The sequence below is a fragment of the Streptomyces narbonensis genome (assembly GCF_014649015.1).
GTDB lineage: Bacteria > Actinomycetota > Actinomycetes > Streptomycetales > Streptomycetaceae > Streptomyces > Streptomyces narbonensis.
This window is the reverse complement of record NZ_BMSF01000008.1, coordinates 12,849-31,678: the sequence shown is the minus strand read 5'-3', so window position 1 is coordinate 31,678 and position 18,830 is coordinate 12,849. Positions and strand designations below refer to the sequence as shown.

15 protein-coding genes, 1 tRNA gene and 1 riboswitch are annotated in these 18,830 nt (G+C 74.0%); of the genes, 11 read left to right on the top strand and 5 right to left on the bottom strand.

The window, feature by feature from the left end:
* Positions 1-33 precede the first annotated feature (33 nt).
* Positions 34-915, bottom strand: coding sequence for an RNA polymerase sigma factor SigJ (sigJ, locus tag IE124_RS16650; RefSeq protein WP_189508814.1), 882 nt, complete (start codon positions 913-915; stop codon positions 34-36).
* Between the two features lie 498 nt (positions 916-1,413).
* On the opposite strand from sigJ, the gene IE124_RS16645 reads away from it, so the two are divergent.
* The 9 genes from IE124_RS16645 (at position 1,414) to IE124_RS16605 (ending at position 9,848) form a co-directional block, all read left to right on the top strand.
* A complete protein-coding gene (locus IE124_RS16645; protein ID WP_189508567.1) occupies positions 1,414-1,908 on the top strand; it encodes a rhodanese-like domain-containing protein in 495 nt (164 codons plus the stop codon).
* 51 nt (positions 1,909-1,959) lie between these two features.
* Positions 1,960-2,033, top strand: a tRNA-Met gene (locus IE124_RS16640).
* Between the two features lie 145 nt (positions 2,034-2,178).
* Complete coding sequence (locus tag IE124_RS16635) at positions 2,179-2,919, top strand: MerR family transcriptional regulator (RefSeq protein WP_189508566.1); 741 nt, start codon at positions 2,179-2,181, stop codon at positions 2,917-2,919.
* A gap of 105 nt (positions 2,920-3,024) precedes the next feature.
* Entirely contained in the window at positions 3,025-3,405 is a 381-nt protein-coding gene (locus tag IE124_RS16630; RefSeq protein ID WP_189508565.1) for a hypothetical protein, read from the top strand.
* 67 nt (positions 3,406-3,472) lie between these two features.
* Entirely contained in the window at positions 3,473-4,504 is a 1,032-nt protein-coding gene (locus tag IE124_RS16625) for a PLP-dependent cysteine synthase family protein (protein WP_189508564.1), read from the top strand.
* Positions 4,501-5,790: an MFS transporter gene (locus IE124_RS16620; protein WP_229832514.1), complete on the top strand. Its 1,290-nt coding sequence runs from the start codon at positions 4,501-4,503 to the stop codon at positions 5,788-5,790. Before IE124_RS16625 ends, IE124_RS16620 begins: the two co-directional genes overlap by 4 nt.
* 132 nt (positions 5,791-5,922) lie before the next feature.
* Positions 5,923-7,134 carry a PP2C family protein-serine/threonine phosphatase gene (locus IE124_RS16615; RefSeq protein WP_189508563.1) on the top strand — a complete coding sequence of 404 codons (1,212 nt, stop codon included), beginning with the start codon at positions 5,923-5,925 and terminating at the stop codon, positions 7,132-7,134.
* 225 nt (positions 7,135-7,359) lie between these two features.
* A riboswitch (cyclic di-AMP (ydaO/yuaA leader) is annotated at positions 7,360-7,505 on the top strand.
* Positions 7,506-7,516: 11 nt separating this feature from the next.
* On the top strand, positions 7,517-8,704 hold the full coding sequence (locus IE124_RS16610) for a M23 family metallopeptidase (protein WP_189508562.1): 1,188 nt from the start codon (positions 7,517-7,519) through the stop codon (positions 8,702-8,704).
* A gap of 196 nt (positions 8,705-8,900) precedes the next feature.
* On the top strand, positions 8,901-9,848 hold the full coding sequence (locus IE124_RS16605; RefSeq protein ID WP_189508561.1) for an aldo/keto reductase: 948 nt from the start codon (positions 8,901-8,903) through the stop codon (positions 9,846-9,848).
* On the opposite strand, the gene IE124_RS16600 is transcribed toward IE124_RS16605, so the two are convergent.
* From IE124_RS16600 to IE124_RS16585, 4 genes are all read right to left on the bottom strand, one after another.
* Positions 9,845-11,200, bottom strand: coding sequence for a PrsW family intramembrane metalloprotease (locus IE124_RS16600; protein ID WP_370468772.1), 1,356 nt, complete (start codon positions 11,198-11,200; stop codon positions 9,845-9,847). The genes IE124_RS16605 and IE124_RS16600 overlap by 4 nt on opposite strands.
* Positions 11,201-11,256: 56 nt before the next feature.
* Positions 11,257-11,976 (bottom strand): tRNA (guanosine(46)-N7)-methyltransferase TrmB, encoded by a 720-nt coding sequence (trmB, locus tag IE124_RS16595; protein WP_223834765.1) that lies wholly within the window; start codon positions 11,974-11,976, stop codon positions 11,257-11,259.
* A 740-nt stretch (positions 11,977-12,716) separates the two neighbouring features.
* Positions 12,717-13,901: an L-2-hydroxyglutarate dehydrogenase gene (gene lhgD / locus IE124_RS16590; protein WP_189508559.1), complete on the bottom strand. Its 1,185-nt coding sequence runs from the start codon at positions 13,899-13,901 to the stop codon at positions 12,717-12,719.
* Between the two features lie 170 nt (positions 13,902-14,071).
* Positions 14,072-15,577 (bottom strand): NsdA family TPR-like regulatory protein, encoded by a 1,506-nt coding sequence (locus IE124_RS16585; RefSeq protein ID WP_189508558.1) that lies wholly within the window; start codon positions 15,575-15,577, stop codon positions 14,072-14,074.
* A gap of 539 nt (positions 15,578-16,116) precedes the next feature.
* On the opposite strand from IE124_RS16585, the gene IE124_RS16580 reads away from it, so the two are divergent.
* On the top strand, positions 16,117-18,540 hold the full coding sequence (locus IE124_RS16580; RefSeq protein ID WP_229832513.1) for an asparagine synthase-related protein: 2,424 nt from the start codon (positions 16,117-16,119) through the stop codon (positions 18,538-18,540).
* Positions 18,537-18,764 (top strand): Uma2 family endonuclease, encoded by a 228-nt coding sequence (locus tag IE124_RS16575; protein ID WP_229832512.1) that lies wholly within the window; start codon positions 18,537-18,539, stop codon positions 18,762-18,764. Before IE124_RS16580 ends, IE124_RS16575 begins: the two co-directional genes overlap by 4 nt.
* The last annotated feature ends 66 nt before the right edge of the window (positions 18,765-18,830 follow it).

The following is an 18,830-nucleotide window of genomic DNA, read 5'->3' as shown; positions in this document are numbered from 1 at the left end:
GCGCGGCCTCGGAACCCGCCGCGCGGCGCGGGCTCAGAACGTCGCGCGGGCCAGGTCCTCGTCCGAGAGGTCGAGCGCGGCGAGCCGCTCCGGGTCCGCCAGGATCTGGAGGCCGACGATCCGGTCCCCGGCGATCGTGAACGACATGAGCACGGTCGGGCGGCCGTCCACGACCGCGACGAACGCGGGCGAGCCGTTGACCACGACCGGCAGCGCCGCCTGCTTGAACTTCGCGTACATGAGCGCCTGCGAGATGACGGCCTCGGCGCCCCGCACCACCTTGGAGGCGGCCGCCAGGACCCTGCCGCCGTCCGCCCGCAGCACCACATCGGGGTCGAGGACCGCGAGCAGGCCCTCGAAGTCGCCGCCGTTCGCGGCGGCGAGGAAGGCGTCGGCGATCTCCCGCTGGCGCCGGGCGTCCGGGCCCGGGGCGGGCGTGGCGTCCTGGACCCGGCGGCGGGCCCGGCTGGCGAGCTGGCGGGTCGCGGCCGGGGTGCGGTCCACGATCCGGGCGATCTCGTCGAAGGAGACGGCGAACATGTCGTGCAGGACGAAGGCGAGCCGCTCGGCCGGCGACAGCGTCTCCAGCACGACGAGGAGCGCGAGGCCGACGGACTCGGTGAGCTCCGCCGTGTGCTCGGGGTTCGTGGCGTCGAGGACGGTGACGACCGGGTCGGGCACGAAGTACTCCAGCGGGTCCTCGCGGCGCGAGCCACGGGAGCGCAGCATGTCGAGGCAGACGCGGCCGACGACCGTGGTCAGCCAGCCGCTGAGGTTCTCCACCGCGCTGACGTCGGCGCGGCTGAGCTTGAACCAGGCCTCCTGGACGGCGTCCTCCGCCTCGCTCAGCGAGCCGAGCATCCGGTAGGCCACGGCCCGCAGATGCCCGCGGTCGGCCTCGAACCGCCGGGCCAGCTCCTCCTTGGAGCGTCCGCGCCCGTCGCCGACCGGCCCGTCGCCGACCGGCCCGTCGCCGACCGGTCCGTCGCCGACCGGTCCGTTGCCGTTCAGCTTGGCGTCGACCGGTCTGGCGTCGACCGGTCCGTCGCCGTTCAGCCCGGCGTCGACCGGCCTGGCGTCGACCGGCCTGGCGTCGACCGGTCCGTCGCCCTTCAGCCGGGCGCCGACCGGCCCGTCGCCGTTCGGCCCCTCGCCCTTCAGCCCGCTGCCCGGTCCGTCGTCGTTCGGCTCGCCGTTCACGTGTCGATCTCCCCCTTCGCCTCCGTCATGCCTTCATGACGGATGGAACCCTGCCGATGTGACACGAACCGCGGCGGTCGAGCGGGCCGAACGGTCTCGTCACGTGAGATCCCCGCCGCCCCGCGGCGAACGCCCGGGATTCCCCGGCCATGGCCCTCGAGCGCCGTGGATCCGTCCTTCAGCACGGTGATCTTCGTCCGTAGATTGATCACCATGACGACGACAACGACGCAGGTCAACCCCGTACTCCGCACCCCGCCGGCCTCTCCCGCCGCCGCTGCCGCCTACTTCTCCGCCAGCCTCGCCTTCCACGCCGACGTCTCCGACGTGGCCTCCGCGCTGGCCACCGCGACCGCCGAGGGCACGGACCCCGGCTTCGTCGTGATCGACTCGCGCTCCACCGCCTCCTGGGACCAGGGCCACGTCCCCGGCGCGCTCCACCTGCCGACCGCGCTCATCCCCGAGCAGGCCGAGCAGCTGCTCGACAAGTCCGTGCCGGTCGTCACGTACTGCTGGGGCCCCGGCTGCAACGGCGCCACGCGCGCCGCGCTGGCCCTCGCCGAGCTGGGCTTCCAGGTGAAGGAGATGCTCGGCGGCTTCGAGTACTGGGTGCGCGAGGGCTTCGCCTACGAGACCTGGGAGGGGCCCGCGGAGAAGGCCGCGGACCCGCTCACGGCGCCGGTGGACTCCGACGACTGCGGCTGCTGAGAAACCGATTTCACGATTGCGCCGGTCATGACGTAGAGTCGTGTTTACCGACGCGGGGTGGAGCAGCTCGGTAGCTCGCTGGGCTCATAACCCAGAGGTCGCAGGTTCAAATCCTGTCCCCGCTACTCAGTAGCAACGAAGGCCCGGATCCGATTTCGATCGGATCCGGGCCTTCGTCGTTTCCTGTGCCTTTCTCCCGCCCCGGCCTTCCTCGTGTCGGGGGATCGTCGGCTTGACCTTGACGCGACGTCAAGATTTAGCGTTGTCGGCATGGAGTGGTCGATCCAAGAGATCGCCAAGAAGGCCGGCACCACCAGCCGCACCCTCCGCCACTACGGCGAGCGGGGCCTGCTGGAGCCGAGCCGGATCGGCGCGAACGGTTACCGGTACTACGACCAGGCGGCGCTCGTGCGCCTGCAGCGCATCCTGCTGCTGCGCGAGCTGGGGCTCTCACTGCCCGCGATCGCCGAGGTCCTGAAAGGACAGCGCGACCCGTCCGCCGCGCTGCGCACCCATCTGCTCCTCCTGGAGCAGGAGCGGGAGCGCATCGGCCGGCAGATCGAGGCCGTCCGCACCACTCTCCACAAGACCGAGAAGGGAGAAGAGCTCATGGCGGAGGAAGTCTTCGACGGCTTCGACCACACGCGGTACGAGCAGGAGGTCACCGAGCGCTGGGGCCGCGCGGCGTACGAGAAGGGCGACCAATGGTGGCGCTCGCTCGACGCCGAGGGGAAGAAGGCGTTCCTGGACGAGCAGACCGGCATCGCCCGCGACTTCGCACAGGCGGTACGGGACGGCCTGGCCGCCGGCAGCGACGAGGTGCAGGCGATCACGCGGCGCCAGATCGCCTGGCTGTCGGCGACCACGACCCCGACCAAGGAGTACGTGATCGGGCTCGGGCGCATGTACGTCGACGACCCGCGCTTCACCGCGAACTACGACAAGCACGGCGAGGGGACCGCGGTCCTCGTCCGGGACGCGATGGCCGTCTACGCGGAGCGGAACCTGTAACCACCGCGCCGGAAGTGCTCGGAAGTAGTCGGAAGTAAACGGTGGCCAAAACCGCGCCCGTCGCATTGCCGGTGCGCGACACCCCACCGTAGTCTCACGCGCACCATGAGTGACGAGCGTGTGAGTGACGTGCGAAGGCGGGCGCCCGCCGTCCTCGTCCTGCTCGCGCTCCTCGCCCTCCTCATGAGCGTCTGCCACGGAGGGAACGGGCACGCCCTGCCCTCCTCCGGCGTCGCGACCGTCTCCGCCCCCGCCCTGCCGCACGGCTGCGAGCGATCCGGGGAAGTGGGGTCCTTCGACGCCCACCTGCCCGCGCAGACCACCGCCCCCCAGTTCGCCGCGCCCGACACCGGCGCGGCCGTGACCCCGTCCTCGTACGAAGCGGACCTCCGCACCGACCCCCGCGCGCGCTGCGTCCGGGGCCGGGCGGGCCCCGGCCCCGAGCCGGGCCGTCTGCTGATCGCCCTCGGAGTGGACCGGAACTGAGCCGGGTCCCGCACTCACCCGCGTGACCAGGTTCCCTTCGGCGTACCACCTCAAGGACGTAGACCCCATGAACAGTCGCCTGTTCGGCAACACCCTGCCCATCGCCGTGCAGACCGTCGGCAACACCCCCGTCCTCTGGACGGACGACGGCTACTGGGCCAAACTCGAAGGCTTCAACTTCGGCGGCATCAAGGACCGCGCCGCCCTCTACATGGTCGAGCAGGCCCGCCGCCGCGGTGAGCTGCGGCCCGGCGCGCCGATCGTCGAGTCGTCCTCCGGCACGCTCGGCCTCGGGCTCGCCCTCGCGGGCGTCCTCCACGGCCACCCCGTGCACGTCGTCACCGATCCCGGCCTCGAACCGATCGTCGAGCGGATGCTCGTCGCCCACGGCGCCCAGGTCCACGTCGCCGCCGAGCCCAGCCCCCGGGGCGGCTGGCAGCAGGCCCGGATGGACCTGGTCGCGGACCTGCTCCTGCGGCTCGACGGGGCCTGGTGGCCCGACCAGTACGGGAACCCCGACAACTGCGACGCCTACGCCGGGCTCGCCGCCGAGCTGTCCGAGCAGCTCGACCGGATCGACGTCCTCGTCTGCGCCGTCGGCACCGGAGGCCACTCGGCCGGGATCTCCCGCGCGCTGCGCGCCACCGGCAGCCCCGCCCTGGAGCTGGTCGGCGTGGACTCGATCGGCTCCACGGTCTTCGGCCTCCCCGCCGGGGACCGGCTGATGCGCGGCCTCGGCTCCTCCATCCACCCGGCCAACGTGGACCACGGGGCCTTCGACGAGGTCCACTGGGTGGCCCCCGCCGAGGCGGTCCGGGCGGCCCGGCGGCTGGCCTCGCGTCAGTTCGCCACCGGCGGCTGGAGCGTGGGCGCGGTCGCGCTCGTCGCCGGCTGGCTGGCCCGCACCCGGCCGCGCGGGACGCGGATCGCGGCCGTCTTCCCCGACGGGCCGCAGCGGTACTTCGACACCGTCTTCAACGACGAGTACTGCGCGGCGCACGGCCTCCTCGACGGGCCGGTGCGGGAGGACCCCGTCGCGTACGTGTCGGACACGGCCGTCGACGGCTGGACCCGGCGGGTCCTTGAGCGGGCCAAGTGACCACGGCGGCGCCTCCCCGCGGGGGCATCTGGAAGCAGAGCCGCACCTTCGACCCCGCCGTGCGGCTGCTCTTCCTCAACCAGCTCACCATCAACCTCGGCTTCTACATGCTGATGCCGTTCCTGGCCGCGCACCTCGCGGACGGGCTCGGCATGGCCGCCTGGGCGGTCGGCCTCGTCCTCGGCGCCCGGAACCTCTCCCAGCAGGGCATGTTCCTGGTCGGCGGGGCGCTCGCCGACCGGCTCGGCTTCAAGCCGCTCATCGTGGCGGGTTGCGCGCTGCGGACGGTCGGCTTCGGGGCGCTCGCCTTCGCGCAGTCCCTGCCGATGCTGATCGCCGCCTCGCTCGCGACCGGGCTCGCGGGGGCGCTGTTCAACCCCGCGGTCCGGGCCTGCCTCGCGGCGGAGGCCGGCGAGGAGCGGCGGGTGCAGGCCTTCGCGCTGTTCAACGCGTACTACCAGGCCGGCATCCTGCTCGGGCCGCTCGTCGGGGTGGCGCTCACCGGGGTGTCGTTCCGGCTGACGTGCACGGTGGCGGCGGTCCTGTTCGCCGGCCTGACGCTCGTACAGCTCCGGCATCTGCCCGCGGCGGCCGGGGCTTCCGCGCGGGAGGCCGCCGGGAAGGACGGGCGGGGGCAGTTCCGTACGGTCCTCTCGCACCGCACGTTCTGGCTCTTCTCGCTCGCCATGACCGGCTCGTACGTGCTGTCCTTCCAGGTCTATCTGGCGCTGCCCCTCGCGGCGGAGGGCACGGGGCTCACGACGGCGCTCTTCGTCGTCTCGGCGCTGGTCGCGCTCGCCGGGCAGCTGCGGATCACGGCCTGGTGCCGGCGCCGCCTCGACCGTGAGCGGTGCCTGGTCCTCGGGCTCGTCCTGATGGGCGGGGCCTTCCTGGTCCCGGCGGCGCTGGGCCGGGGCGTGGCGGGGCTGCTGCTGTGCGCGGCGGTCCTGGCCGTGGCGAACGCCGTGCTCTACCCGTACGAGATGGACACCGTTGTCGCCCTGTCCCGGGGGCGCTGGGTGGCCACCCACTACGGGCTCTACAACACGGTCTGCGGGATCGGGATCACCGTCGGGAACCTGGCGACGGGCGCGCTGGTCGACGTCACCGGCTGGTCGGCGGTGCCGTGGCTGGCGCTGTGCGCGGTGGGCCTGGTGTGCGCGGGGGCGGTCGCCCTCCTCGCCCGCGGAGGCCGCCTCGCGGAGACGGCGACGGAGACGGAGATGAAGGCGCATACAGGGACGGAGGCAGAGACGGCGACGGAGCCGCCGCCGGCCGCTGCTTAGGGCCCGGCTCGGGGCCCGGCCCGGTACGCCAGTCGGCCCCATGGGGGTCGCCGCCGGGTGCGGCGGCGGCCACCCTGGGAGGGCGCGGTACGGAACACCGTGGCCGGTACGGACCGGGGCAGGAGAGCACAGGTGGGGCACCCCCAGGAGCGGCGGCGGGCGGGCGGCGGGCGGCGGCGCGGCGACGGCCGAGCCCCGTACGGCCGCCCCTCGTACGGCGGCGCCCGGCGGTTCATCCGGGCGCTGCCCCCGCTGGTCATCCTGGGCGGTGTCGTCTTCGACGTGGAGACCCCGCCCGAGTACACGGCGGCGCCGCTCTTCTCCGCCGCCCCGCTGATCGCCGCGCCCTTCTTCTCCACGCTGACCACCCTGCTCACCGGGATCGCCGCCGTCCTCGCCTCCATCGGCCTGCACGTCTACAACGGCACCGTCGGCAGGATCCCGACCCTCACCGAGACCCTGACCGTCGTCACCGTGTCCGCGCTCGCCCTCCTCATCAACCGGGTCGTGCGGCGCAGCGGCGAGCGGCTGGCCTCCGCCCGGGTCATCGCGGAGACCGCGCAGAAGGCGGTCCTGCCGACGCCCGCGGAGCGGATCGGCGGGCTGCAGTGCGCGGCCCGCTACGAGGCGGCGCAGGCGGACGCGTTCATCGGCGGCGACCTCTTCGCCGTCCAGGACACCCCGCACGGGGTGCGGCTCGTCGTCGGGGACGTACGGGGCAAGGGGATGGACGCCGTGGAGGCCGTCGCCGTCGTGATCGGGGCGTTCCGGGAGGCGGCCGAGCAGGAGCGGAGTCTGGAGGGGGTGGCGCAGCGGCTGGAGCGGGCGCTGGCCCGGGAGGGGACCCGCAGGCACGGGCTCGATGCCTTCGAGGGGTTCACGACGGCCGTCCTGGCGGAGATCGCGCGCGCCGACGGGGCGGGGAGGAGGAGCGTACGGATCGTCAACCGCGGGCATCCGCCGCCGCTGTTGCTGTACGTGGACGGGGGCCTGGAGGTGCTGGATCCGGCGGAGCCGGCGCTGCCGCTCGGGATGGGCGAGCTGGCGGCGTGGCCGGACCGGGCCGAGGAGCGGCCCTACCCGCCGGGCGCGACGCTGCTCTTCTACACGGACGGCCTCTCGGAGGCGCGGGACGCCCAGGGCGTCTTCTACGACCCGGCGTCCCGGCTCGCCGGGCGGATCTTCCCGGGACCCGAGGAGCTGCTCGACGCGCTCGTCGACGACGTGCGCCTCCACACGGGTGGGGGGTCGACGGACGACATGGCGCTGCTCGCCCTGAGCAGGCCCGCGGCGGGGCAGCCGGAGAGGCGCCGGACGATGCCGGTGGTCCCGCCGGCGGCGTGATGCGGGGCCGGTCACCAGGCGTAGTCGCAGGGTGTCGCTGAGATAACAATTGACATAACGTCAGATAGCGAGGGTTTGGCCTCTCCTTGCTGAAGGGGGGTCAACTCGGGCGATTCCCCACCAATTCAATGAATGATCACTGGGAACAGCTTGGAATCGGGCCCCCCTGTCTATTAACGTTCGATAACGCAGCGCGGTCGTCACAACCGTCGCAAGAGACGGCACCGTGCGCACGCGCCGAATCCTGAAAAGGAACCGGGGAACCACCACTTGGGGTGAATCAGGCCCTTCGCATCCGTGCGACGAGCCCGTAGGAGACCTTCCTGCTCCGAACCCGTCAGCTAACCCGGTAGGCGAGAAGGAAGGAAAGGAGCGCGCCTCCGTGGCGTCCAACACTCCCGCATCCGAAGCCCCCTTCGACGCCTTCGGTGGTGGTGCGGGTCCTGCCGCTCCGGACACCGAGTGGAATCCCACCGAGGGATCCCTCCGCTCCGGCGGCCGGCACCGGGTCGTCAAGCAGCGCTCCAACTTCGCCCGCTCCTCCACCGTCCTCGGCGTCGGCGTCATCGCGGCCGTCGGTGCGGGCGGCCTCGCCACCGCGCAGGAGAAGCCCCCGGTCGCGATATCGCTCCCCGACCTCCCGGACCTCCCCGACCTGAACCTCCCGGCCGCCGAGGACCTCCCCGGCGTCGGCGACCTCTTCGCCGACGACCAGGCCGAAGAGGCCGACCGGCGGATCCAGGACACCATCGCGGCGACCGGCGGCAACCCGAACCCGCTCACCGCCGCCACGTACGTCACGCCGGCCGGCGAGAGGGCGGACGGCACCTCGACCACCCGGGCCTCCCAAGCCTCCTTCACCACGCAGACCGGGACCGCCCAGACGGCCCCGACCCGCACCGCCGACGCCGGCGAGATCCTGCGCGCCCGCATCCTCCAGCAGGCCGAGCAGCAGCAGGCCTCGGCCGACGCCGCCGAGAAGCTCGCGGCGGAGAAGGCCGCCGCGGAGAAGGCCGCGGCCGAGGCCGCCGCGGCGGAGAAGGCAGCCGCCGAGGCGAAGGCCAAGGCCGAAGCGGAGGCCAAGGCCAAGGCGGAAGCGGAAGCCAAGGCGGAGGCCGAGCGGATCGCCGCAGAGAAGGCGGAGGCCGAGCGCCTCGCCCAGCTCGCCGCGAGCTACTCGATGCCGCTCTCCTCGTACAGCCTCAGCGCGACCTACATGCAGTCCGGTTCGATGTGGTCCTCCGGCTACCACACCGGCCTCGACTTCGCGGCTCCCACGGGCACCCCGCTCAAGGCCGTCCACAGCGGCACGATCAAGTCGGCGGGCTGGTCCGGCTCGTACGGCTACCGGGTCGTCCTGGAGCTGGAGGACGGCACCGAGGTCTGGTACGCCCACCTCTCCTCCATGACGGTCGGCGCCGGCCAGACCGTGACCACCGGCGAGACCATCGGCCGCGTCGGTGCCACCGGCAACGTCACCGGCGCCCACCTCCACATGGAGGTCCACACCTCCGGCGGCGACGGCATCGACCCGGCGGCCTGGCTCCGTTCCAAGGGCCTGACGCTCTGACGCCCGAGCGTCCCGCACGCTCTGACGCCCGAGCGTCCGGCACGCTGGGACGCTCCCGCGCCCGCTGGATCGGAAGCTCCCGCCCCACCCGACGCTCCCGCGCGCCGCACGCCGGGACGCTCCCGCGTCCACAGCGATCCGACCCTCCCGCGCCCCGCACGGAATACCCCCGGCGGCGCGGGAGGTTGATTCCCCCATGACGAACCTCCGCCCGCTGGGCGCCTCCGACCTGCACGTCTTCCCGCTCGCCCTGGGCGGCAACGTCTTCGGCTGGACCTCCGACGAGGCCGAGTCCTTCGCCGTCCTCGACGCCTACGTCGCCGCCGGCGGCAACTTCGTCGACACCGCCGACATGTACTCCTCCTGGGCCGATGGCCACGAGGGCGGCGAGTCCGAGACGGTCATCGGCCGCTGGCTCGCCTCCCGGGGCCGGCGCGACGACCTCGTCATCGCCACGAAGGTCGGCGCCCACCCCCGCTACAAGGGCCTTGCAGGCACCACGATCAAGGGCGCCGTCGAGGAGTCGCTGCGCCGCCTCGGCACCGACCACATCGACCTCTACTACACCCACTTCGACGACGAGACCGTCCCCGTCGAGGAGATCGTCACCGCCCTCGACCAGCTCGTGAAGGACGGCAAGGTGCGGGCCGTCGCCGCCTCCAACATCTCCCCGGAGCGGCTGCGCGCCTCCCTCGACTTCGCCGGTGCGGAGGGCCTCGCCCGGTACGTCGCGCTCCAGCCGCACTACAACCTGGTCTCGCGCGAGACGTACGAGGGCCCGCTCCAGGAGACCGTCGAGCAGGCCGGCCTCTCCGCCGTCCCCTACTTCGGCCTCGCCTCCGGCTTCCTCACCGGCAAGTACCGCCCGGGCACGGCCGTCGACAGCGTCCGGGCCTCCGGGGCCTCCGCCCACCTCGACACCGACCGGGGCCGCGCCGTGCTCTCCGCGCTCGACGCGGTCGCCGAGGCCCACGAGGCCGAGGTCGCCACCGTCGCCCTCGCCTGGCTGGCCGCCCAGCCGACGGTCGCCGCGCCGATCGCCTCGGCCCGCACGGTCGACCAGCTCCCGGCGCTGATCGCGTCGGCGGACCTCACGCTCACGGAGGCGGACCTGAAGCTCCTGAAGGAAGCCTCGTCCGCCTAGCTTCGGTAGGGGTTGTAGCCGCCGTAGTCCAGATACTGCGGCGGCGCCCATACCCGGCCGGTGGCCCGTGCGGCGTACGTGAGGGCGGGGGAGGCGACCGCCCGGCGCTGCCAGAGGTGGTGCAGGAGCTCCTGCTCGCGGGCCGGGAAGTCGGGTCCGGCCGTGCCGCGCCGGGCCCGGTCCCGGAGGAACGCGAGGGTCGTCGCGAAGGACTCGTACTCGCCGACCGCCTGCGCCGCCGGCGGGCCGTACGTCCGGGCGGCGAAGGAGCGGGCCAGCTGGCGGGCGCGCATCGAGGAGAGGGCGAGCGGCTCGGCGGGGGAGAGCCAGCCGGCCGCCGCGTACGCCGGGAGCTCGCCGGATATCGTGCGCAGCTCGCGCTGCCGGCTCCACACCGCGAGCCAGGTCAGCAGGCCGAAGGCGGGGACCATGAAGCACGCGTACACGAGGTAGAAGGCCCAGGGGCCGCCGAAGGTGGCCGAGCCGTTCCAGGCGGCGTGCATGCCCATGGCGAGCAGCAGCCCGGCGAGCGGCAGCAGCACGCGGCGCACCCGCTTGCCGCGCGGGGCGAGGGCGGCGAAGCCGAAGCCGATGCCGGTGAGCACGGTGAACAGCGGGTGGGCGAACGGCGACATCACGACCCGTACGAAGAAGGTCGCGGCGGTCACGGAGCCGATGCCGGTGGAGCCGAACTCCTGGTCCTCGCCGAAGGCGTTGCCGAGGTAGAGGATGTTCTCGGTGAAGGCGAAGCCGGTCGCGGTGAACCCGGCGGCGACGACGCCGTCGACGAGCCCGCCGAAGTGCCGTCGGCGGAAGAGGAAGAGGATCAGGATCGCGGCGGCCTTCGCGGTCTCCTCGACGACCGGCGCGATCACCGTGGCGCCGAGGGTGTCGGCCGAGTCCGGGTCGGCGGTGGCCGTCGCGATCCAGCGGACCGCGAAGGAGTTCGCGAGGATCGCGACGAGCGCGGCGGCGAAGGCGCCCCACGCGAAGGCGAAGAGCAGGTTCTTCCAGGGGCCGGGCTCGACCCGGTCGAGCCAGCGGAAGGCGGCCATGAGCAGCGGTACGGGAAGCACCGCGAGGCCCAGGCCGACGAGGAAGCCCTGGGTACCGGTCTGCTCGCGGACCAGCGCCAGGATGACCAGGGCGCAGAGCGCGAGCAGCGTGATCACGGCGACGGCCCGGACCAGCCGGCTGCGCCAGAAGGCGCGGCGGGGCCGGTAGCGCCACTGGGACCGGTCGGCGGCGGCCGGAAAGACGGGCTCGTCGGTGCCGAGCCGAGGTACGGGAGCGGCAGAGCCCGCCACTCCGGCTTCCTGGACTTCACCTTCGGCGGGGACGGAATTCGACACGTGATCGACCCTAACGACCCCCACCGACACACGGCGAAGGAGTGACGAACTCCCTGTCACTTCCGCCGGAAGAGGAGGTCGTGCACGACGTGCCCCTTGTCCAGGCCCTGACCCTCGAAGCGGGTGACGGGCCGGAAGTCCGGACGGGGCGCGAAGCCGCCGTCGGCACGGGTGTTCTCGAAGTCGGGATGTGCGGAGAGCACCTCCAGCATCTGCTCGGCGTACGACTCCCAGTCGGTGGCGCAGTGCAGCACGCCGCCGGGCTTGAGCCGGGTCGCGAGGAGGCTGAGGAACTCGGGCTGGATCAGGCGCCGCTTGTGGTGGCGGGCCTTGGGCCAGGGGTCGGGGAAGTACACCCGGCAGCCGTCGAGGGAGTCGGTCGCGAGCATCTCGCGGAGCAGGATGATCGCGTCGCCGTTGGCGACCCGGACGTTGGTGAGGCCGTTGCGGTCGGCGAGCCCGAGCAGATTGCCCTGGCCGGGCGTGTGCACGTCCACGGCCAGGATGCCCGTACCGGGGTCGGCCGCGGCCATCTGCGCGGTCGCCTCGCCCATCCCGAAGCCGATCTCCAGGACGACGGGAAGCCCGTCGAACATCTCGCCGAGATCGAGGACCCGCTTGCCGTCGATGTCGAGGCCCCAGTCGGGCCACCGCTTGAGCATGGCCTCGGCCTGCCCGTAGGTGACACGGCTTCGGCGCGGCTGGAAACTCCGGATCCGCCGCTCGTGATGAGCCCCGGCGGGATCGGGCAGGGGCCCCTCACCGGGGGCGAACATCCGACTGCCCCGCCGAGCGACGGGCTGGACGGGTTCGGCGACGGAACGCGGGCTGTTCTCTGGCTGCTCAGACACAATGCCCCCGATTCTACGATCGCCCACCCCCGTCTCTGGAGCGGACCGGGACGAGACGACGATCCCGAGCCCGGAGCCCCGGTGCACCAACGGAGGCGGCCGGACCGGCAGGGCCCGATCCCGAGGGCCCCGATGCCTCGGCAGGCGGCCGGGGCCTGAGGGCGGCCAGGGGCGCGGTGCCTCGGCTGGGCCCGGCCCCGAGGGCCCGGTCCCGAGGGCCAGGGCCCCGGTGCCTCGGCAGGCGCGGCCATGCTTCGGCGGCGCGAAGCTGCCGCTTCGGGGTCCGGGGCGGAGCCCCGGAGAGAAGAACCCCCTAGGGCCTGGCTCGAGGGCCGAGGGACTCAGCGCCGCGGCCGCGCGCACCGGCGGCGCGAAGCTGCCGCCTTAGGGTCCGGGGCGGAGCCCCGGAGAGAGAACCCCCCAGCTGGGCCTGGCCCCGAGAGTCATGGACCGTGGCTTCGGTCAGTGGCCATTCCCGTGGTGACGGCGCCGGAGTCCGAGCCCTGCGTGGTGGTCCCGGCGGCGCGAAGCTGCCGCTTCGGGGTCCGGGGCGGGGCCCCGGATGCGACCGGCTTCCCCCACCCCCACCAGCCCCCGGCAGGGTTTCGGGAAGGGGCGGGGTGGGGGATCCAAGCCCTCACCGCACCCCACGCGCACCCGCGGAGCTACAACCGCTCCAGCGCCCGCCGAGCCACCTCCCGCCCGATCGGCAGCGAAGCCGTCGCCGCCGGCGAAGGCGCGTTCAGCACGTGCACCGTCCTCGCCGCCTCCCGGATCAGGAAGTCGTCGACCAGCGTCCCGTCCCGCAGCACCGCCTGCGCCCGCACCCCCGGCGCCGCGCGCCGCAGGTCGGACTCCTCCACCACGGGCAGCAGTCTCCGGACCGCCTCCGTGAAGGCCCGCTTCGAGACCGAGCGCCGCAGCTCACCCGCCCCGTACCGCCAGTGGGCACGGGCGATCGCCCACGACCCGGGCCAGGCCAGCGTGGCGCCCAGCTCACGCGGGCGGACGACGGACCAGCCGTAGCCCTCCCGGGCGAGCGCCGGCACCGCGTTCGGCCCGATGTGGACGCCGCCGTCGATGCCCCGGGTCAGATGCACCCCGAGGAACGGGAACGCCGGATCCGGCACCGGATAGACCAGCCCCCGCACGAGCGAGGGGTCCGCCAGTTCGTAGTACTCCCCACGGAAGGGGACGATCCGCATCCCCGGGTCGTCGCCCGCGAGCCGCGCGATCCGGTCGCAGTGCAGCCCCGCGCAGTTCACCAGGACCCGAGCCCGCACGACCCGTCCGTCCGCCGTCCGCACGGCGACACCCCACGGCCGGCGGTCGATCACGGTGACCTCGGCCCCGTAGTGGATCCGCGCCCCCGACGCGTCCGCGAGCTGCTTGGCGACGGCCGTGTAGTCGCAGATGCCGGTCGTCCCGACGTGGATCGCGGCCAGCCCCCGCACCCGGGGCTCGTACTCGCTGATCTGCGCCGGCCCGAGCTCCCGCACCGGGATGCCGTTCTCCCTGCCACGCTGCACGAGCGCGTGCAGCCGGGGCAGCTCGTCGCGCGAGGTGGCGACGACGAGCTTCCCCGTCACCTCGTGCGGAATGCCCCACTCTGCGCAGAACTTGACCATTTCGGCCGCGCCCTCGACCGCGAACCGCGCCTTCAGCGAGCCGGGCCGGTAGTAGATCCCGCTGTGGATCACCCCGCTGTTCCGCCCGGTCTGGTGCCGCGCGGGGGCATGCTCCTTCTCCAGGACCGTGACCCGGGTGCCGGGGGCGGCGCGCGTCAACGCGAACGCCGTCGACAGACCGACGATCCCGCCGCCGATCACCAACACGTCACAGTCGAACACCAGCGCCACCTGTCACCTCCCACCCCTGATAGTGCACTGGCCCACTGACAATCCCGTGAAACCTCACGAGACGCAGCTCACGCCGACGGCACGGACAACACCGACCGCACAGCGCACAGCGCACACCGGACAGCGCACACCGCCCACACCGACCGCACACCTCACACGGCTCACACCGGAGCCATCAGCAGCGGCCGCGCCCGCTCCCGCAGCTCCACGACGCGCGGCTCGTCCCCGTACGGTTCGAGCCGGTGCAGCAGATCCCGTACGTACTCGGTCGTCCGCGCCGACGAGATCCGCCCGGCCACCTCCACCGCGCGCGTGCCCGCCGCGCAGGCCGCGTCCAGGTTGCCCGACTCCAGCTCCGCGACGGCGGAGACGACGAGCCGCAGGCCGTGCGAGCGGACGAACTCCTCCGTCGGCCGGGACAGTGCCTGCTCGGTGAAGCGCCGCACCTCGCGCGGCATCCGCAGATCCCGGTAGCACTCGGCGGCGTCGGCGCAGAACCGGTCGTACGAGTAGAACCCCAGCCACGTCGGGTCGGCGTCGCCCGGCCGGGACCGCTCCAGCCACCCCTCGGCGGCCTTCAGCGCGGCCGCCGCGGCCGGCCCGTCCCCGGCCTTGGCGTGCGCGCGGGCCTCGACGAGCCGGAAGAAGGACATGGTGCGGGCGGTGGCGAGCCCCCGGTTCCGCTCCAGCGCGGCCTGGGCGAGGTCGACACCCTCGTCGGCGAAGCCCCGGTAGGTGGCCTGGAGGGACATGGAGGCGAGGACGTAGCCGCCGAGGGGCACGTCGGCGGCGGCGCGGGCGAGTCGCAGGGCCTGGATGTAGTAGCGCTGGGCGGCCTCCTGCTGGCCGGTGTCGAAGGCCATCCAGCCGGCGAGGCGCGTGAGCTCGGCGGTCGCTCCGAAGAGCGCGCGGCCGACCTCGTCCGAGTACGAGCCGAGCAGCAGCGGCGCCGCGTCCACGCGTAAGCACTCGGGGACCATCGACGAGCGCCAGTCCCCGCCGCCGTACTTGGAGTCCCAGCGGCGCGCGTCCTCGGCGGCCTCCCGGAGCTTGGCGACATCGCTGTGGCCTACGCGCACGTGCTCCGAGGCGGCCGCCGCGCCGGCTCCCGACTCCTCCCCACCGGACCCGGACCCGGACCCGGAACCCGCCCCGGGACCCGCCCCCGCTTCGGACCCGAGGCGCGGCGCCTCGCGCTCCACCGACGGGTCGGCCGGGGTTATGAGCCAGCGGGACGCGGGCGTCGCGTACGCGCTGACCGCGAAGGAGCCGGCCAGCGACTGCCAGATGCCGCCACCGCCGGCCCGCCGCCCGGCGAGATCCAGCCGGTACAGGTCGGTGGCCGAGCGGACCGCCTCGCCCACGTCGCGCGGGAAGGCGAGCCCCACCTCGGGCGCCGGGTCGGCGTCCGCGAGCCCGATCTCGTGCAGCGGCACAGGCCGGCCGAGCTTCTGGCCGATCGCGGCGGCGATCAGGTGCGGGGCGGCACCCTGCGGCACCATGCCCTTCGACACCCACCGGGCGACCGACGTCTTGTCGTAACGAAGCGTCAGGCCCCGCTGCGCACCGAGGTCGTTGACGCGCCGGGCGAGCCCGGCGTTGCTGATTCCCGCGAGGGCGAGAACCGTGCCGAGCTTTTCGTTCGGCCCGCGTTGCTCCCTGGACATGACGCCACCCCTCGACAACCCAGACGGCCGCCACGACGCCGGGCATAGGCGTGCGGCATTCGTAAGCACAGCGTAGTTCGCCGCATCCCCACCGTTAAGGGGCGGTGTTCCGTATGGCGGGATTGTTGTGTGAACGGACGGTGCCGGGCGCCGTCGGCCCGACCCGTGCTCCCGCCGTGTGGCCGTGCGCCCGGCCGTGCGCTCTCGTCCGGCCGGCGCGGGGAGCGCTTCCATGGTCGGTGCGTGGGTCGGCCCGCTCGGCCGGGAACGGTGTCCCGGACCAGTGGGCTGGGGGACACCGCCGCTCCATTCCCCGCGGGCGGCGGACGGCGCCGGGAGGCGGGAGCGCCTCCCGGGCTGCCGGTGACGCATGAGGGCGCTGGGCGTCCGGGCGGATACCCGGACGCCTCCCCAACCCTCCGGGGAGGGTCGATATTTGGCCGAATGACGCCGGTGCCCAACTGGCCCATGCCAGGGGCGCATTCGGCTTTCACACGCGTGCGCCCGGACTCCGCCCCGTGCGCCGTTGTCGTGGCAGCATGTCCTCCACCGAAACGAACGTGGAGGCGCCGATGCGATGGCTGGTGGGCTGGAGCAGTGTCGCCGCGAGCTTCGCAACGACAGCGGGGTACGGCGCCGGCGCGGGCTACGACTCCACGGGGGGATACGGCACCGCCTCCGGCGCGGGCTACACCTCCGGCGCGGGCCACGGTTCCGGCGCGGGCTACACCTCCGGCGCGGGCCACGGTTCCGGCGCGGGCTACACCTCCGGCGCGGGCCACGGTTCCGGCAGGGGCTACACCTCCGGCCCGGGCCACGGTTCCGGCGCGGGCTACACCTCCGGCGCGGGCTACACCTCCGGCGCGGGCTACCCGCCCGGCACGGATTACGGCTCCACCAGGGAGCACGGCTCCACCACGGCGGCCGAGGCGCGCACGGTGCAGCCGGTGGGCGCGCAACCCCTCTGGGGCGGCCCCGACCCCCTGTGGGCGGTCGGCGACTGGCGCCCCGACGAGGTGCGCGTGGTGGCCGTCGACGACCACACCCGCCTCGCCGTGCTCGGCTGCTGCGCCGCCACCGACGAGGAGCTTCGGCTCGGCCTGCTCACCGCGCGCGGGGGCGCACTGCGGCATCTGACGGCATGGCCGGGGAGTTACACCGCCGTCGTCAAGGCGGGCCGCCGGGTCACCGTCACCGGTGATCTCGCGGGCGCCCGTCCGGTGTTCCACACCCCGTGGGCCGGCGGCACCGCCTACGCGACCGCCGCCCTGCCGCTCGCCGACCTCGTCGAGGCCCAGCTCGACATCGGCCACCTCGGCGCGCTGCTCGCCTGCCCCGAGACCCCGGAGGCGCTGCGCGACTCGACCCCGTACGAGGGGGTGCGCCGGGTCCCGCCAGGCCACGCGCTGATCCTGCGGGAGGGTTCGCGGGAGATCGCCGGGTACGAGACGGTGGCCTCGCTCGCGGTCGCGGCGGCCGAGTCCGACGCCCGGCAGGCCGTCGAAGGGGTAAGGGACGCCCTGGTCGAGGCCGTCAGGGCCCGGCTCACCGCGCCCCGGCACGCGCCCGAGGCCCCGCTGCCCGACCCGGGCCCGGTGCCCGGGATGGGGCCCGCAGACCGGCGGGCGGCCCGGGGCGGAGGCCCGGCGCCCGGCATCGGCGCGGACCTGTCCGGCGGCAGCGCCTCCGGCACGCTCGCGCTCCTCGCGGCGGGGCTCCCGGGGGTGCCGGGCACGATCCTCGGCCACGGTGCGGGGGCGGGGGAGCGGCTGCTTGCGGTCACCTTCAACGACCTGGTGACGCGGTCGGGTTCGGACCGCGAGGACGAACTGAAGCGGGCCGGGGAGCTCGCGGCGGACCCCCGCCTGCACCACGTCGTGGTCGCGGCGGGCGAGGAGGCGCTCCCGTACGCGGCGCTGGACGGGCCGCTGACCGACGAGCCGGGCCCGTCGCTCGTCACGGCGGAGCGCCACCGGCGGCGGCTGGCGGGCGGCAGCGCGGACCACTTCACGGGGATGGGCGCCAAGCAGGTCCTGGACGCGCACCCGGCGCGCCTCGCCGACCTCCTGATGGACCGCAGGCGCCGCTCCCTGGTGCGCCCGGTGGCGGCGCTCGCCAGGGCGTCGGGCGCGCCGGGGGGCGCGCTCCTGGTGCCGCTGACCGTGTACAGGGCGGCGCGGAAGCTGGCCCGTACCCCGTACCGGACGGGTCTGGAGGCGGCGGCGCGGCGGGTCCAGGAGGCGAACCGCGCGGCCCCGGACGGCTTCGGCCCCCTGGAGGCCTCGCTCTCCGCGCTGACCTGGTCGCGGCCGGGGCCCGCGGCGCGCTGGATGACGGGGGAGGCGCTGGCTGAAGTATCGGTTCGCCTGAACAGGGCGGCGACGCTTCCGACCTCGGTCCAGCGCCCGGGCGAGGCACGCGCGCGTGCCGCCCTCGCGCGGGCGGCGGCCGACCACCGGGTCCTGGAGCAGGCGGCGGAGATCCGCGGCCAGCGGCTGCACGCCCCGTTCCTCGACAACCAGGTGGTACGGGCCTGCCGCGCCCTCCCCGAGTCGCTCCGGGTCCAGCCGGACGCCCGCGCAGGCGTCCTGCGCACGGTCCTCTCCGGCGCCGGCGTCCACGACCTCCCCCCGGGCTGGGGCGCCCCGCACCCGGCGGTCCCGGCCGCCGCCACCCTCGCGGGCCTGCGCGCCGCGCTCCCCCACCTCCTGGCCCTCTTCGACGCCCCGCTGCTCGCGGACGCGGGCCTGATCGAGGCCCGTGTCGTCCGCGAAGCCCTGACCGCCGCGGCCGACGGCGCGCCGGTCCCGCTGGACGGCCTGGCCGACCTGGTCTCCACCGAACTCTGGCTCCGCCGCCTCCTCGCCCGCCGAGGCTCCTGCTGGACGAACACGACAGAACCCCGCGCCCACCGAGCGGTCCAGGGCCCTTTGATCCCGGCGTCGAGGTCGCTGCCCGCGTGAGGCCGGGTGCCTCGACCGCCATCCGCGACCGCGTCCAGAAGATCCAGGCGTACGCGCGGGCCGGGATCCCCGTCTACCTGTTGATCGACCGCGAGGCGGGCGAGGCCGTCGTGTGCTCAGAGCCCTCCGGGGACGACTTCGGCCACAAGTCCATCCACAAGCTGGGGACAGTCGTCCCGCTTCCCGGCCCGCTCGGCTTCGAGCTCGACACCTCGGCGTTCTGAGCCCGGTCCGGCTCAGGGACTCAGCCGGGTAAACCCCGAGGCGCCCCCGCACCCCACCCGACACAA